Origin of the sequence: Granulicella mallensis, from assembly GCF_014203225.1 — a bacterium.
Lineage (GTDB): Bacteria > Acidobacteriota > Terriglobia > Terriglobales > Acidobacteriaceae > Granulicella > Granulicella mallensis_A.
The window spans coordinates 1-17027 of sequence record NZ_JACHIO010000028.1; the positions used below are offsets into that span (position 1 = coordinate 1).

Consider the following 17027-nt stretch of genomic DNA (forward strand, 5'->3'; position numbering starts at 1 on the left):
GCACACTAAGCAAATTACCCTTCTGTACCCGCTCGTGCTTGAGCCCTCTTTGTGCCCATGCCGGGCACCATCATCTGGACAACCTTGCTCTATGCAGCCCGCTTCTGCGGGTTCACGGCCTGCGTGTAAACGTCGAGCGTGATCCTGCTGTTGGCGTGCCATAAAAGCTCCTGGACCGTCTTCACGTCTTCCCCATTGGCCTTCAACAATGTGCCATGCTCGGACTTGCGAAAACCCGTTTACTCACCCTTTTCGAGCGAGGCGTATGGTTTGTCAGAGGCAGGAGAGCAAGTAGCTATGTCCATTCGCAAATTAATCAGTTCGCCTGTCGTGTGGATTGCTCTTGGCTTGAGCCTTTTGACCCAGGCGACATATTTCACTCTGGATCATGAACACTATGGAGCAGATACACCATCGTATTTAATCCCTGCTGACAATCTTCTGCATGGGCATGGATTTGTGAATGCACTGCACCAGCCGGAATTGCTGCGGACGCCAGGCTATCCGCTTCTGCTCGCCCTCTTCCGGATTGCTCCGCTAAAGGTTGAGTACCTGATTGTTGTGCAGCATCTTCTTTGTGTGCTGCTGGCCGTTGCGGTTGTCGCTATCGCTCTACAAATGACCGGCAGCCGATTGGTTGCATGCGTTGCGGCAATCGTGATGTCTCTGGACCTGGCTACTCTCCGTGTGGCGAATCTCCTATTAACCGAAGTTGTGTTTATGGTTCTGATCTCTTTGATCTGTTGGATTCTTTATCGCGCGATGATGAAACCGGCGGGCAAGGGGATTGCGATCGCAGGCGCCGGACTTCTGGGTGGTTATGCCGTACTTGTCCGCCCCGTCGGCGTCTTGTACTTTGTGCCTCTGTCGCTCTGCCTGTTCCTGGTGTTAAGGCGGCGCGCCTGGCGTCCTGTTTTGATCTTTGTTGCATTTTTTCTGATTCTTCCCGTGTTGTGGGCCACGCGGAATTTTGTCGAAGGAGGATACTTCGGCATTAGTGCTATTGGTGCAGAGGATATCTTGTACTATCGAGCCGCGGGAGCCATTGCGATTGAGCGGCCCGGAAGCTATCCTGCGAATATTCTCAAGGTGAATGGCGAATTGATCCAGCAGACATGCGCCGATCTGGAACAGATGTACCACCGGGATTGCTCGCAGATCACCGACAAGCAACAAGCTGCATACGCTTCCCGCAAAGGGATGAGCATCATTCGAGAGCACCCTTTGAGCTATCTTCACTCCATGACAGTGTCGCTGGCGTACCTTGTTTTTGGGGGCGGTGCGGAGGCCTTATCGCGGGTCAGCAATGTCAGCCCACGGATTGCGGAAGGCATCGTTTTGCTCTTCACCGTACCTGAGGTCTGTCTGGCCTTGATCGGATGCCGGTACTGGTATCGGCGTGATCGAATTCTTTGTTGGCTTCTTGTCCCTACCATCGCGTACTTCCTGGGAATCTCTGCCGGAGGAGAGGCCTATTCGCGCTTCAAGGTTCCCATCATGCCGATGTATGCCTTGTTGATTGGTGGTGGCGCGGCGGGGATGGTGGAGTGGGCTCAACGGGCTCGAAAACCTGGTGTGGTGAGTCGCTAATTCGTTGAAGAATGATGGTCAGTTCAGCACAGCGCGAAGCGCGTTCCCTGATGCTTCAGCATCAGGGAGACGGAGGGAGCCGTAGCCTAAAGGCTACGGCTCCCTCCGCCCCGCGACGCTAAAGCGTCACGGTTTGCGCTTCGCGCTATGGGGTAATGCTGGTTCTTCAACGAATTAATGACTCACCACACTAGAGCCTTGCGTGCCTCTTCCGCCAATGCGCTTGCTGGCTAACCGTAGTTTGTTTCTCAGCGGATGCCGCGCGCGATCCGGTGCTTCAGATATTGGAAGAGAGTTGGGTGAGTCCATAGCTTTGACTTGCCTGCTGGCGCGGAGAGCGTTTCGAGCTTGCCGTCGAGTGCGTTGCGGATGGCCTGTTTCAGAATCGGAATCGCAAGCGCAATCTGCAGCAAGGGGTAAGTAGAAAAGTTATCGGAGCTGGCTGGCCTGTCCGATGCCTGAGCCACGATCTCTCCCGTGTCGATTCCTTTGTCTATCTTGTGAATCGTTACTCCGAAGTGCTCGGGATCGCCGGAGGCCTGAGCCCAATATCCGCCGTGCACTCCCCGATAGAGCGGCGTAATGCCGACATGAGTATTCAGGAAGACTCCATCGCTTGTCTGTAGTACCTTTTCTTCGAGAATGCGCGTTCCATTCACGACGATGACTCGCGGGGAGAGCTTCTGCAGGAGGGTGATCACCTGGGCATCGTTTACCGACAGCACGTCTGTGATGCACTCGGCAGGGATGGGGGACTCGTCCATCCCGTACTGTTGCATGATGTTCGCCCGGCGCTGGATAGACTCCCGCTTCAACAGAGGAACCATCCCTGCGGCAAACAAAATTTGCCCTGCCAGGGTGCGCCAGCCTAGTCTTTTTAGCCGCCGTTTTAGAAAGATCGACCGGGGAATCTTGGCTTCCCGGATCACTACGTCGATGCGGAACTCCTTCGCCAGCGCGTGGTAGACGATACGCGAGAGGTCGCTGTGATCGATGAGCAGGACTATACCGTTCACTGCGATTTCTCCGCGCGTAGGATGGTTTCGGCAACCTCGGACATGGTTCGAGAGGACCAGCCGGTTTCACGGTTCAGGTTGGCATAATGCTCCGCGATGCGGGTGAGGATAGCGATGTTCTCCTCTAAGTCCACACCGAAGTTGTGCGGATGCCACCAGAGATGAAAGGTCTGATGGCTGTTCGCGGCTGCGTCCATGGAGGCAAGAATCCGTTTGAGTCGCAGGGCTTCGAAGCCTTTTAGGGACTTACTCCATGGCCGCAGAAATCTCGATTGGGAGACACGCACAATGGGATATTCGTGGTCGAGTGAGGCGGTGGCGCATCCGTCGCCGCTCAGCGGGAGGTAGGCATCGGCAAGTCGTCTGGCTTTGTTGAACAGGCCGTTTCCCGCAGTGATCCAGGGTTCTGCCTCCGTGCTGCGATAGGCGATGAGACCCTCTTCCGCGCAGATGCCTATGTGGGGCCTCGAGATCTGATTCCGCGGGAAGACGATGCTCTTGAGCACGATTCCGTACTGGGCTGCCGCAGACTTTGCGCTTCTAAGGTCGGCGCGGAAGGACTCTAAGGTCGGGCCTGGAGCCAGGGCATAGTAGTGCGAGAAGGTGTGCGTGCCGATCTCCTGCCCCTTATGCGCTTGTATCTCCCGGATCAGGCTCGGTGCGAAATGAAACGGGTCTTCGTCTTCGTTCCTGCCTGCTTCAGAGAAGGCTGCATAGGGGTCCAGGTTGGTATCACGGTACTGTGGCAGCTCCGCAGGCCATGCGGCTTTCAGGTCATCACGATTCGCAAAGAATAGAAAACCTACCGTGGCCCATGTGGCGCGGATTCCATACTGTTCAAAGAGATGGAGGATGGCGGGGATGGCCTGGCGAACTCCAAGCAGGTTTTCGCGATACTGGTCGACGGTGCGATGGTCTCTGACGCCCCAGTGCAGCTCGAAATCGAGACTGATGACAAACGATCCGGGATTTTGCAAAGTATCCATCTCTAGTGATTGATCAGTGACAGATAACTCGCAGCTACACTGCGGACTGTGAACTGCTGCAGGTGCTCGTAGCTATCGATTGGCTTTGGCTTGTCCAGGGCGGCTAAGAGAGCCTGTGCCATGGCTTCATGGTCTCCCACGGGCACAAGCGTGCCGTATCTTCCATTGCAAAGAACTTCTGCCGGGCCGTAGGTGCAGTCGGTCGAAACCACGGGCGTGCCCAGGGCCAGTGCCTCTACCAGCGCTACCCCGAATCCTTCCCACTGCGATGAGAATGCAAAGACGGCAGCGCGCTTCATGAATCGATAGGGGTTCTGTTCGAAGCCGGGGAGGGATACGTCCGCTGCGAGCCCGGCCTCCTGGACCGCCTGTTCGATGCGGGCTCTATCCGGGCCTTCGCCGAGGATCATCAGGCGAGCGGGGCGCTGGTTTCTAACGATGCGGAAGGCCTGTACCAGCATCGGAAAATCTTTCTGCTTATCCAGCCTGCCTACGCCTAATAGCACCGGCGGCTGGCCCGGCTGGAACCATGGATGTTCGACCGTTGCCGCTGCTGCGGATTGGAGAGCCTCTGTGATGACAGGATTGTAAATAACCTGAATTTTTTGACGAGGGATTCCGGTTCGCGCCGAGAGGTCGTCTGCGACTCCGCCGGAGACGGCCACGATGGCGTCTGTTGCACTGAGAGCCCATCGGCTCCATAACGGCATCAGGCGATATTTGAGCCCGGAGGCGTTGGCTATGACCTGCGACATCGTGTTGTGCTCGGTGGCTATGATCTTTGTTTTCTGGCGAGCAATTGCCCTTGCGATAACTGCCGCAGCGCTGCAATGCGTCATGCCGGCGATCAATGCCTCTGGCTGCCTTGCCCGAAGGTACTTTGCGATCTTCGGTACGCTCCGCATCATGCGGTCTGATTCGAGATCGAAGACCTGAATGTCTCTTTCGAGGAGCCTCCCCATATCACCACCAGCTCTGCCTGCGACCAGATCCACTTCGGCTCCGCATTGGCAGAGGCCGTTGGCCAGGTTGACGAAGACGCGTTCGACGCCGCCGATCACCAGCGTTGGCACTAACAATGCGATTCTCATGACATGCGTTCCCTGGACTGGAACTTTCCAATGCAGCGGTATGATTCATTGTGCATGGGAAACCCTGAAAAACATTGTGGTGAAGACCCAATTTTGCGACCGGTGATGCCGGAGTTAAACACGGTTCGCGGAATCGCTGTTTTGATGGTGTTCCTCTTTCATGCTTTCGAAGATTTTACCCCCGCTGCTCAGCACCTTCCGGCGTGGGAGCGCGTGTTCTTATCTGTCTTTGGCTTAGGGTGGATGGGCGTCAACCTCTTCTTTGTTCTTTCGGGCTTCCTGATTACCGGTATTTTGCTGGGAAGTGTGAGCAGGCCGCACTATTATTCGCGATTTTATCGTCGCCGTGCGCTGCGAATTTTGCCTGCCTACTATCTCCTGCTTGTTGTGCTGGTTCTAGTGAGCAGGTTGAGTTTCGTGAGACAGCATACGTCGCTGGCTTTTGCCGGACTTAGTTTCGTTTATCTCTCCAACATCACGCCCCTGCTCGGAGTGCCGAGAGATTATGCGCCGCTCTGGTCGCTGGCGGTGGAGGAGCACTTTTACCTGATCTGGCCCGCAGCCGTGAGAGCTTTTACCAAGCAGGGCCTTGCGATTGCCGCCGCTTCGATCTGTATCTGCGAGCCGGTGCTGCGAGCCTTTGCTGTCGCCCGCGGAGGATTGTGGTGGGGCCCTTATACATGGCTTTCGGCCGATGGATTAGCCCTTGGTTCTCTGCTGGCTATCTTTGCTCGTTCGCAATGGGGCTCCCGGACGAACGTCTTGAAGCTGGCTGGTTTTAGCGCTCTTGTTGGAATGATCTTACTGGTGATGAGCTTGCCTGTTCCGCGATTTATAGCCATCAGCCTGCGGGCCACCAGCGTGAATTACGGATCGCTCAGCGCCCTTGCGATTGCGTTATGGTTGGGGACGGGACGGTACAGAAGGTTAGTGAATCTGCGGATTTTGTCCTTCTATGGATTCATCAGTTATGGCCTCTATCTGATTCATCCGCTGATCTTCCACCTCTATAACGATGTGTCCGTGAAATATGTATCTTTCTTCTCTGTCGGACATAGCTTTGGAAGATGCCTTCTCCGGTTGCTGGTGGCTCTTGTTCTTGCGACGGCTGTAGCTTACGTGTCGCGTGTTACCTATGAAGAGTTTTTCCTGCGGAGGAAGGATGAGCCTGGTCAACAGCAAGAAAAGCTGCGACCGGTGTGATCAGGGAAGAGCGTCTTCTTCGGTTGTTGAAGTGGGGGAGTGAGCCGCCTGAATGAGTGCGATGCCTGCAAGCAGATAGGCCCATAAGAAATATCGGTCTTCTACGTTCGGATAGATCGCCAGCCTGGCCAGGGTGCAGATGCCTGCGAGAGGCAGCAAGGTGCGAAGCGCCGACTTTGGCGGGAGTTTCCTCCATGCTGCTGCTGCCACCAGAAGCCAGATCGTCATATAGGTGTAGGGAATCACTCTCAACGCCGCGATGGCATGCAGATATCCGGCCAAGCTGATTGGGATGGGATGCTTGACCGGTTCCATCTCCGGCTTGATGAACGAGTGTTGCATGAGAACACGCCATCCGTAATAACTGGAAAAGTGGTTCGTCAAAACTATGCAGCCTGCGCTGAGGGCTCCGAACAAGGCTCCGAGGGAGAGGCTGAGGCGCTTCTTCCAGATCATCCATGCCAGCAGGACGAGTACAAGGATTGCGTTGTCGAACCTTAGCAGAACGCTTGCAGTCAGAAGTCCCGCAGCGAGCAGGTCTTTGTTCTTTGCGAAGGCGAGCAGGGCAAGAAGAACGAGAGTAGTTGAGAGGGGATCGACGGTAACCATTCGTCCCATCGTCAGTACGGATGGCGCCAGCAGTAACAACGCGGATAAGACGGTCTCGTGCGTCCAGGCAAGGACCGCAAGGCCTGTGATCAGGAGGCAGCAGGCCGATAGGAGACGCAGACCGGTGAGGATGGGCAGGCCCGCGCGCCAGAGCGCGTATCCGGTGGCTATGTAACCCAGCTTCACGCGATAGAAACCTAACTGCTGTATGAAATGATCCGGGTTGTTATACACATCGGCAAAGTACGGTTCGGCGGCCACGCTTTCGAACTGGAAAGGATCTGGCTGTGCGTCGAACTCCGTGCGCGCAATGCGTTGAACCGTTGCCGGATCGGAGTAGCGCAGAGAGGCGACCGCGCCCGCGTACAGGTACCGGTCGAAGGTCGGCAGCGGGCGAAGATAATCCGCCACGGCCAATGCCAGGCAAAAGATTACGTAAAGAAGCAAAGCTGGAGTGGAGCAGCCAAACCAGCTTCGTGCGGGTGAAGGGCTATTACCAGCCGTGCTGGGACGAGAAATTGTGCCTGACGTCATTTGCATCTCCCGCTTCCGCATCCAGGTCTTGCCTCTTCTTTTTTAGCCATGTTACTTGCTGGCGTGAAAGAAGTAGACATAGGCGTCGGTGCCGTCTATTTTCTTCCAGGGCGCTGGAACGATGGAGGGCTCGGATCCTTGGACGACGTAGCCCTGCGGATCGGCAATGACAGCTTCTGCTCCGGTTTGCTCGATAATCCCTAATGCTTTTTTCTGCTGCTCCGGTCCGGACTCCCAGTAATCGAGTGCAGGGTGAGCTTGATACCAGCGGATGTTCGCAGGGATCTCGGCCACGACTTGCAGCCGGGCAAGATGCGCCCAATAAGCTTCCATGCTGTCGCCGATGACGGCTACCCGGCCGCCCGGGCGCAGGTCATTCTGAAGCAGGAACGTTGCAATGACAGCGCTGCGGGGACTTCTGCCCGCCGCATGGTCACTTCGCAGCGCCTCCTGACTTGCCTGAGATATCAGCGTTGCTCCCGTGGCAATCAGGGCTGCGAGTCCTACGCATGAAACCAGGCGAGGTGTGCCGCTGCCTTTCGGCAGCGAGCAGGCACAGATTGCACCTGCAAAGAGAAGGATCAGCCAGCCACCCATAAAGCGCGGCTCAACGTGGACAAGCGCAAACATAGGCAGTGCCATTGCGGCCGGCAACCACAGAGGCCAGAGCTTCCGAATATGTTTAATCCATTGCCCGCGATACGTTGCCATCAGTACCAGAACGATCGTGGCACAAACGATGCCCGCACCTGTCTCCATGATGGTTTGCAGTTCGAGAATCAGGTTTGCCACGAAGATCTTTGCCTGAAGACTCCAGTTGAGGTGTGGTGTTAATCCTTCGTACCAGTAGGTCGGATCGAACCAGGGCGGGTAGGTGCCCATGTCTTTCGCTGCGAATTCGTAAATTTCCGGAAAATCATTCAGCTTGCGCGTGGGATGAACCGGCACTCCCGAGCCTGTGGGGCCTCCCTGCCAATGCACATAGTAGGAGACGCCATTGATGTAAAAGGCCTGGCTCAGGCGAGCCGACTCGCCAAAGGTGAAGTGGTGCTTCGCCAGGGAGATCGCGCGAATGAAGGGGGCGCATAGCAATAGAAAGAGTACGAGCGAGGTTCCGCTCAAAAGCAGCCTTCGCCGCGATAGCGGCACACTGAAGCCGGCGCACGCGATAAAGATGAATCCTATGGGGAAGAACGGTGCTTTGGCGTAGTAGCCCAGGGCCAGAAAGAGGCCCAGCAGCAGCGCGGTTCCTATGCGCGGAGAGCGCCGGAGTCTCAGTATGCTCCATCCCGCCAGGCAACAAAATACAGCCCATAGCAAATCCGGTCCTACGCGGCTTACGGGGATGACGCTTAGAGTTGCAATGCCGAAGACTGAATAGCCCAGAGCCCAGAAGGCCGATGCGGGTATCGCGGCGCCGCTCTGCTGTGTGAGGCTCTCGTGCCATCGCCGCACCTCGCTCCAGAACAACTGAAAGCTGGCCAGCCCTCCTGCGAAGATCAGCACATTTACGAGATGGGCCAGAGGGCATTCCCAATAAGCGTTGGGATGAAACAGCCATAGGAAAAATGAAAGAAGCACAGGATAACCCGGCGCCCAATAGGGATGGATGGCCATTCCTGGATGTCCGTCGACAATGGCCCTGGCGATGTCCAGGTAGGAGATGGAATCTCCATCGAACTCATAGCGGGTATACCAGGCTCGTACAAGAGCAATGGCTATGAGTGCGACCCAGACCCACACCTGAAGCCTGCGTGTATCGATAGGGGCGATCGAATCAGACTGCGTCTCTGTCGACGACACGGCGACCTCGTTCATCCATGCTCCTTTTTGCATGGCCGCCCTAAGCCTGCGGCTTCGTCGCTATAGCAATCAAGCTGAGACCGCCCCAGGGAAGGATAGGGTCCAGCCGCCGCAGCACTGGCATGAGCATCTGCAGGACTTTCAATTGGACAGGCGAGAATGTTTTGCGCTTCAGTATCTTTCCATTGAACCACCAGCCGGGGACGGAAAAGCGATTGAAGTCGAAGATACGCTCGACCTGGAAGCCGGCTTGTTCCAGGCCTTGCCGCAGCGACTGTGGCGTGTATCGCTCGCGATGATCGAGCGCGTGATCGAGTGTGCCGTAAAGCGCGGGATGCTGAGGGACGAGGATCACGGCCCGTCCGCCGGGCATCAGCGACGATTTGATGTTTTCAAGCGTTATCTGCTCATTCGGAACGTGCTCCAGGACGTTGACCATCAGCACGGTATCGAACTGTCCCTCGGTGCTCGCAAAATCTCCCGGGACGCCAGCATCGATATGGCGCACGCGGAGATAGGGTTTTCCTACGGAGTAGGAGCGCAGATAGGAAAGATACGAAGGATTAATGTCAGAGGCGAGATACAACTCACGCGGGATAAACTGCCCGGTCAATGTGCCGATGCCCGATCCAATTTCCAGTACGCGATCGCCTACATACGGCGCCAGTGTCTGCCCCATCCACAGGTTGAACCTGCGTGCCTTTTCCAGACTCGCGAGGATCTGCGAGCCGTACTGATCTTCCTTGTAGATATCGTCGATGAACCAGAAGTGCAGGATCGCGGACAGTGCGAGCCATATATCCTTATGGCCTATTTTCTTGCCTTCCTGGTAGCTTCGGGCAAGATAGCTGATGGGCGCCTCGAAGATGCGTGCGCGCCGCTTCGCCAGCTTGAAAGCTATTTCTATTTCGAAGCGAAAATCGTTGTGGCGCAGCGGGATCGATTGGAACAGAGGCGTGCGGATCGCCTTGTAGCAGGTCTCGATATCGCTCAGGTTCAGGTCGGTGAAGATATTGGCCAGAAAAGTAAGCGCCTTGTTCGACAAGGTGTGCCGGAACATGAGTGCGCGGCGATAATGCGACGAAAGATATCGCGATCCGAAGACGGCATCCGCAGACTCGGTTGCGAACGGTTTCAGCAGAAGAGGAATATCCGCCGGATTGTATTCGAGGTCGGAATCGTGCACGATGCTGATTTCGCCGGTGGCTTTCTCCAGCGCGGTGCGCAGCGCTGCCCCTTTGCCCATGTTGCGCTCATGCCGCAACAGCACGACGCGGTCATCCTCGGAGGCGATCCGCTGCAGGATCTCCCAGCTTCCATCCGTGCTGCAATCGTCGACAACGATGACTTCCATGCTGTGGATGATCGGGTCCTGCAAGGCGAGCAGGCGGCGCAAGCTGGGTTCGACGAGATAACGCTCGTTGTAAACCGGCACCAGAACGCTCAGGCTGAAGGACGTACTGATGGGGCCTTCCATCATGGACACGTGCGACCATCTCTGCATCGGCTCCAACAGTTTCTGATCCTGCACGCTCATGGGCATCCTCTGAAAGAAAGTTCTTTGAACAGCGGTTAGGATACTGCTAATTCGCGATGGCTATCGGAGTTGCTTCCATTTTTTCGGGGCAGTAATCGATGGGGAGCTGATAAAGCAGTTCCTGGATCTCTGCGCCTGACTTACGGGCGCGCGCCGCAAGCTCGAGTTCTGCAAGAAGCTGCGGGAAGTCTGCGGGTACGACGCCGGCTTGTACCTGAAAAACTTCACGAAACGGTGTGGGGGTTACCAGCGCGTCATCTCGCCATAGTTTTTCATGAAGTTTTTCCCCTGGCCGGATGCCTACGACCTTGATGTCAATGTCTTTTCCAGGAACCAGACCGGACAAGTGGATGATCTCTTTCGCAAAATCGATGATCTTGACCGGATCGCCCATGTCCAGGAGATAGACATCTCCGCGCGATGCGAGCGTGGCGGCCTGCAGGACGAGCTGCACGGCTTGCGGGATGGTCATGAAGTAGCGGGTCATCTCCTCGTGCGTAATGGTGACCGGGCCACCTGCGGCAATCTGGCGAAGAAAGATGGGAACCACGCTGCCCCGGCTGCCCAGAACATTTCCAAATCGCACGCAGGCAAAATGCGTCTGGAGGCCGGCATTCTCGATGGCGCGCTGTTGAATGAGCATCTCCGCCGTGCGCTTGGTCGCGCCCATAATGCTGGAGGGATTCACGGCCTTGTCGGTAGAGATCATGACGAAGCGCTCGCAGCCGAATTCGATGGCTGCATCGGCAAGCTCACGCGTGCCGGCGACGTTGTTCAGAACCGCCTCGCAGCAGTTGTCCTCCATCACTGGAACATGTTTGTAAGCCGCGGCATGAAGGACGATTTGCGGGGAATACAGCTTGAAGGTCTGGTGGACGATGTCATGATCGCGGATGTTGCCCACGATCGGCACTACTTTTCTGCCATTCAGGTCTCCCAGCTCATTCATCAGCTCGAAGATTGAATTCTCGTCATGATCGAGCACGACGAGACGTTCAACGTTCAACGCCGCAACCTGCCGCGCCATCTCCGAACCGATGGAGCCCCCGGCTCCCGTGATCAAAACGGTTCGCGCGTTGAAGCACTGAACCACTGCGGGATGCGCCTCATTCAAGATCTTTGTGCCGCCTTGCGTCAGTTGATCGATGGAGACCTCGCGGTTCACCGTGACTCTGCCGTCCATTAACTCACTACCCGAAGGAAGGATGCGAACCTGAACATCGAGGAGGCTGGCATCGCGAATCACCTGCGCGGCGCATCTCAAATTAGCACCGGAGAGGACCACAATTTCGATACGGTGACTTACCAGAAGGCTGGCCAGAGAGTCCGGATGGCCGAGGACAGGCCTGCCTGCGATATTCGCACCGGCCAGACGTACATCCTCGCTTACCAGGCCTAATACATGAGCTTCGTTCGATGTATGAAGATGATGGACCGCCGTTGCCAGTGTCGTCTCCGATCCGACAATCAGCGCGCGCGGCCGGTCTACTGGGGTGTGGGCTGCATCATTGATGAGACGCCGGGTCAGGCGCAGCGTGCAGGCAAAGACAAGAAAGATGCCGAATTCAAGAATGAGAACGCTGTAAGGAACGATGGGAAGAGCTTTGGGCTCCTGCCAGCGCACCAGCAACAGAAGAACGGTCACAGGCAGCGAACGAAGGGCCAGGACAAGCCCATCCCGCACATCGAAGAAGCGCCAGGTTGACCGGTATCCTTCCCGCGAGAGGTGGATCGACAGGGGTCGCAAGACTACTACGACACACAACCATGTCCACATGCTGCGCTGCATTTTGGGTTCGATATGGAAATCGAACCGGAGCACATAGGCATAAATCATAGCCATGGCCGCAGTGAGTCCATCGAGAATTACACGAATATACCCATGAAACACCCAGGCCGGAATTAGATTGGCGTATCTTTCACGTCTACGGTCAGTGACAACCAACAGTTTGTGACTATACTCCACCTACCCTCCTAGGGGTTTTCGTTTTTGCGTGGGAGAACCTCTGACGGACAAGTTAGGTCTTGTTGAGAAAAGCCAGTAACCTTTTCTTTCAGTACCTATTTCGATCACTTTATCAGGTTTGTTTAACTTCGCAATAGCAACAAAATTACGACAGAAGATGCAAGATTATTTTGATCCGAATTATTCGGCAATAATTTTTATCTGCGTGTCACCGATAAGAATATAATCGCGGTGCTAGGGTTCTACCGGCTACCTGTTGACCTGGATTGAACAGTAGCTCGTGATGCTTCCTCTTTTGCAATCGTTTGATGCCGTGAGCCTTTGTCATGGTTGCGTTGCGGAGATAAGCTATGATCATCTTGCAATTTCGCTCAGCTATCGCACTGTTTACCTGTAACTGCCTTGTGAGCATGGCCATAGCCTCCTCGTCCAGCATTGGGCTGGTCATGGCTACGGGTGATGTCGTGGTCGATGGGCAGCGCGTACCGGGCAACTCAGCGATCTTTTCCGGAAGCCGAATCTCTTCGGGCGATAAGACCTCGAACCTGCAGTTTTCAGACGGTACAAGCGCGGTCATGAACCCGGGTACGACGATGACTGTGTACCGGGAACGCTCTGTCCTGCAACAAGGCGTGACGACGCAGCATGGTATTGATAAGCATTTCGTGCTTGCCAATGGGTTGAGGATTTCCAGCACAACCTCGAATGTCACAGCCCTGGTTGGTGTGAGGAATGATTCTTATATGGAAGTCTCTGCGCGAGACGGAGAAGCGGATGTCTGGAATGCCTCTGGAAAGCTTGTCGCTAAGGTGGAGCCGGGGCAGCCTCGCAGCTTTACCTATCAGCAGGCTCCGGCGGGAGGCTCAGTAGACCTCTGCGGACGGCTGCGTCCAGGATACCTGCTTTCAGATAAGTCTACCCATGCTACCTACAAGCTGAAAGGATCAGACCTCGATCCCTTCATGAATAAGCGGGTCCGGGTTGCCGGAACGATGGATGTTACAGGAGGCACTCCTTCCTCCACTGCACCTTCCGTTGTAACGGTGGATGGCATTCAAAAACTGCAAGGTTCCTGCGATGCAGCAGGTGGAGAGGGGAAGCGGGTAGGCCTGATTCTTATAGGTATAGGTGCGCTTGCAGGAGTCGGAACCCTGATTGGTGTGAGTGTTGGTAGCGGGTCCAGCGCCCCCACGCCACCGCCGGTGACTCCCTCAGTCCCCTAAGATGTGTCATCAAATTGCCGTTTGAGATAAAGCTATTGCACAGTCCAACTTCATCGCAGATGCAATTTGATGACATGCCCTAAGATGTCCTGGGAAGGCGTTCGAGCAAAAGCCTCACGGGCCTGACGAGGTAATACAGAAAATGTAGCGGCTGCGGCAACCGCACGTGCTGCCAATCCGGCTCTGCGGGAATAAATAGACGCTCGAAGAGGAAGCTGCTCTGAGCGTGCCAGCCTTTTACAAAGGCCAGGTGGTAATGCAAGGTTTCGCGATAGCCGATATCGTTGCCTTTGCGAAACAGAAATGCCGCTGCTGTATTGGCGAGCGTCTGCGCTTCTCCCTCCTCTTCGCAATGCTGCTGGATTTGCGGCGGCAGTTTCAACCCCAGGACCTGCTGCGTCAGAAGCAAGGCGTGTTTCAGCACAAGGCCGCAATGGGCTGACTTTGCCCAGGCCATGCACTGCTCCCAATCCAGACCCTCTGCTGATACCGAGCAGGCTACGTCACATAGATCCCTCAGGTTCAGCCAGCAGTGTTTGGTTCCGTGAGCGCAAAGATAGAGCAGCAGATGCTCCGGAGAGAGCGTCAGAAACGAGATTCCCTCCCGGTGTTCGACTCGCGCCGATTGGAAAAGCTCCCGAACCGGCAGTTGAAACGGGAACATCGCGTGCAGCGGGCTCCAGTGCAGATCGATGACTGTTCCTCGATCGTCGTTGATAAAGTCCATCTGGCGATTCCTGGAGCTCCGCAAGGTAGACCTGTCCGCAGAAGACTGGAGCCGATAACCCTCGCGCACAAGAAGGTCGGACGCTGCGGGCATGTCCTCAGGGACGACCAGAAGGTCGAGGTCCGTGAATTCTCTCAGTACGACATTCCGGTAGGCCTGTAAGGCAAGCGATGGACCTTTCAATGAAATAACGGGAAGACCTGCCGCATCGAATGCCTGCAGAAGACGGCGCCACTCCTGCATCTGGATCAGGTTGTTCCGGGCGGCCAGCAGCCATTGCTGTTGGAAGCGGTCGCGTACTTCCTGCGGGATTTTCTCCGTGCCGTATTGATTCAGAACATAGATGACAAGCGGTTTGATTGCGTGGCGATCCGCTATGAGTTCGATCGCTTCCCAATGGAGAGGTTGCGCCAGCGCCGCCTGAAGGCCGCTGTCATCTCCACCAGCAAGATACACGCGAGCAGCCTGCACCACGAGATTGCCTTCGCTGCCCTCTGTTCCCTGGTAAACGGCCTGAGCAAGTGGGGCACGCACGTTCTTTTCGTATGTACGCTTAGGTGAATGCATTGTTACTTTGCACATCTTGCGGAACGGACTACCTAAGTGTAGTATGGCGGCACTTCGATACTTTTATGTTGTATGCTGCGAAGTCGAATCTAAGACTTTTGCTTTAGGTAATTGGCTGCACTCAGAAGAGTATTAGTTACCTGCCGTATTTGGCCTCTCAGCCGACATGAAGGCGAGCATTAGCATAAGCTAGTCTCTTACACGGGAGCAGAAGAAACTGCAAAGAAGATACACGGCAGGGCGGAGATTTCTTCCTTGCCGCAGCGAACGAATCGTTTCGTTCGTCCCAGCCATTCGACCCGTTCCGTTGGAGGAATTGTCCTGTGAGACTCATCGGTAATTTTGTAGGAAGATATGTTGCTTATCCTGCAGTTGCAGCTCTTTTAGCCGGATGTATCACCATGTCTGCGCCTGCTCAACAGACTCCTCCCCCTGGCGGTCATCTGGTCGATGACTGGACGCATCATCATGTCATCTTCTCCGACCCCGGTACGGAGCAGGACGCGATCAAGAAGGGCAGGCACGCGGAATGGCTGCGCATTGTTAACGATCCTCGCTATCGTATGCAGCAACTCCGGCGGGGAGCTGAAGCCAGGCAAGCATCACACTTTGGCTCAGATCCCTGGAATGATAGGGAACACGACCGGGGGAGGGAAGGGAAGCCTCCCGCAGGGAGTGAGGATGAGTCTATCCAGAGAGACTGGGCCGTGACGCTGGGAGCAGCGGGTGCGTCTACTGCGATCGATACCTATCCTGCGAAGTTCACGTTTAACGTGAATGCCGCTCCCAGTTGCACTCAGGATTACGTGATTTACCCCGTCGATGTCGCTGGCTCCACTACTCAGGCGAATATTCTTGGCGTCAACAATCTCTACAAAACCACCTGCACCACGGGAACGGTGCCAAATGTAGAGTTTGCTTATGAAGTTGGCACGGGCATCGTCGAAACTTCTCCGGTTCTTTCTGAGGATGGCACGAAGGTCGCTTTCGTGGAGAGCATTCAGGGAGTTCTCTTGAACACCGCCGGGTCGATCTTTCACGTTCTTACGCTGGGCACCAATGGGAATACAGGTTGCCCAAGTTCGCCATGCAACGGAAACGCCAGCAATAAACCTGTGGCTCCAGGCACCCTGAACAATGCAAAGGACGTCAAAATCCAGATGGCGCCCGCTACCCTCATTGGCCTGGGTGTGTTCGGTTCTACCGATTTCAAGTCATCGCCTTTTGTCGATTACACGAACGACATTGCGTATGTGGGAGATCTCAACGGGGTGCTGCACAAATTCACAGGGGTATTTCAAGGAACTCCAACCGAAGTCACTACCGGGGGGTGGCCATTTATCGCCCCTGTGCCTCTGCTCGGTACAGCACCCTCTTTTGGCAGCCCGGTTTTCGATGGAGGGGCCAGTCAGAACATCTACGTTGCTAGCCTTGCGAACGGCTCTAACGCCGGCGGCCAGATTTTCTGCGTTACCACGGCAGGTGTTGCCTGCGCTAATGCCAATATCCAGGCTGGTAGCAGTGGCATCCAGGATGGTCCAATCGTAGACAGCACAACAGAGAAGGTTTTTGTAGCGAACGACAACGGTTCATCGAATGCTCTGTTTCAGGTGTCTACGTCGTTAGCCTCAGCGTCGTTGCTTACAGCCAACATGGGAGCAGCCGGGACCGACCTCTATGATGGGGCATTCGATAATGCCTATTTCGCAAGCGGAACCAACACGGGGAATATGTACTTCTGTGGAGGCGGCACGCTGTACCAGGTCCCGATCACAAGCGGTGCCATGGGGACTACGGCTACTGCCACTACTGTCAAGCTAAGCAGTGGCACAGGCGCGCAAGCTGATTGCACGCCGCTTACCGAGGTCTTTAACCCTAATCTCACGATCAGTGGAACCACAGGCCATGACCTGCTCTTCCTGGGGGTGACGAATAAGGGAGTGCCCACGGGCTGCGGTGGCGAAGCGTGCATCATGACCTTCGACATTACCAGCGGCGCCGTTCCCACTGCTCCTATAGCGACGTTTCCCTTAGCCACAGGTACGACGCTGCTGGGGACGAGTGGATTAGTCATTGACAACGTCTCCACTAGCACTGGAGGATCGCAGGTGTACTTCGGAAACCAGAATGCAGGTACTGGAGTGCAAGCTTCTCAAGCAGGGCTGCAATGAGGTC

Annotated in this window: 12 protein-coding genes; 4 read left to right on the forward strand and 8 right to left on the reverse strand. The window is 55.6% G+C overall.

Annotated elements, in window-relative coordinates; all coding sequences use genetic code 11:
• Positions 1-297 precede the first annotated feature (297 nt).
• The gene (locus HDF15_RS23115) at positions 298-1590 is read left to right on the forward strand and encodes a hypothetical protein (protein ID WP_184260041.1); all 1293 of its coding nucleotides are present in this window, start codon (positions 298-300) and stop codon (positions 1588-1590) included.
• A 248-nt stretch (positions 1591-1838) separates the two neighbouring features.
• Here the strand turns inward: HDF15_RS23115 and HDF15_RS23120 are convergent, their stop codons facing one another.
• The 3 genes from HDF15_RS23120 to HDF15_RS23130 are packed head-to-tail and all read right to left on the reverse strand — an operon-like array spanning position 1839 to position 4683.
• Positions 1839-2606 (reverse strand): formyl transferase, encoded by a 768-nt coding sequence (locus HDF15_RS23120; protein WP_184260044.1) that lies wholly within the window; start codon positions 2604-2606, stop codon positions 1839-1841.
• Complete coding sequence (locus HDF15_RS23125) at positions 2603-3592, reverse strand: polysaccharide deacetylase family protein (RefSeq protein WP_184260047.1); 990 nt, start codon at positions 3590-3592, stop codon at positions 2603-2605. The genes HDF15_RS23120 and HDF15_RS23125 overlap by 4 nt, the downstream gene beginning before the upstream one ends.
• A 2-nt stretch (positions 3593-3594) precedes the next feature.
• Positions 3595-4683 carry a glycosyltransferase gene (locus HDF15_RS23130; protein WP_184260050.1) on the reverse strand — a complete coding sequence of 363 codons (1089 nt, stop codon included), beginning with the start codon at positions 4681-4683 and terminating at the stop codon, positions 3595-3597.
• A gap of 105 nt (positions 4684-4788) precedes the next feature.
• On the opposite strand from HDF15_RS23130, the gene HDF15_RS23135 reads away from it, so the two are divergent.
• Positions 4789-5886, forward strand: a complete 1098-nt coding sequence (locus tag HDF15_RS23135; protein ID WP_184260053.1) for an acyltransferase — start codon at positions 4789-4791, stop codon at positions 5884-5886.
• Here HDF15_RS23135 and HDF15_RS23140 read toward each other — a convergent pair whose 3' ends face one another.
• The 4 genes from HDF15_RS23140 to HDF15_RS23155 are packed head-to-tail and all read right to left on the reverse strand — an operon-like array spanning position 5887 to position 12212.
• A complete protein-coding gene (locus HDF15_RS23140; RefSeq protein WP_184260056.1) occupies positions 5887-7029 on the reverse strand; it encodes a hypothetical protein in 1143 nt (380 codons plus the stop codon).
• 51 nt (positions 7030-7080) lie between these two features.
• Positions 7081-8847: a hypothetical protein gene (locus HDF15_RS23145; protein WP_184260059.1), complete on the reverse strand. Its 1767-nt coding sequence runs from the start codon at positions 8845-8847 to the stop codon at positions 7081-7083.
• A 25-nt stretch (positions 8848-8872) separates the two neighbouring features.
• Entirely contained in the window at positions 8873-10369 is a 1497-nt protein-coding gene (locus tag HDF15_RS23150) for a bifunctional glycosyltransferase/class I SAM-dependent methyltransferase (protein ID WP_184260062.1), read from the reverse strand.
• A gap of 46 nt (positions 10370-10415) precedes the next feature.
• Positions 10416-12212, reverse strand: coding sequence for a nucleoside-diphosphate sugar epimerase/dehydratase (locus HDF15_RS23155; RefSeq protein WP_184260065.1), 1797 nt, complete (start codon positions 12210-12212; stop codon positions 10416-10418).
• Between the two features lie 473 nt (positions 12213-12685).
• On the opposite strand from HDF15_RS23155, the gene HDF15_RS23160 reads away from it, so the two are divergent.
• Entirely contained in the window at positions 12686-13558 is an 873-nt protein-coding gene (locus HDF15_RS23160) for a hypothetical protein (RefSeq protein WP_184260068.1), read from the forward strand.
• A gap of 79 nt (positions 13559-13637) precedes the next feature.
• Here the strand turns inward: HDF15_RS23160 and HDF15_RS23165 are convergent, their stop codons facing one another.
• On the reverse strand, positions 13638-14819 hold the full coding sequence (locus HDF15_RS23165; RefSeq protein ID WP_184260071.1) for a nucleotidyltransferase family protein: 1182 nt from the start codon (positions 14817-14819) through the stop codon (positions 13638-13640).
• 434 nt (positions 14820-15253) lie between these two features.
• Between HDF15_RS23165 and HDF15_RS23170 the strand changes: the two genes are divergently transcribed.
• A complete protein-coding gene (locus HDF15_RS23170) occupies positions 15254-17023 on the forward strand; it encodes a hypothetical protein (RefSeq protein ID WP_184260074.1) in 1770 nt (589 codons plus the stop codon).
• The last annotated feature ends 4 nt before the right edge of the window (positions 17024-17027 follow it).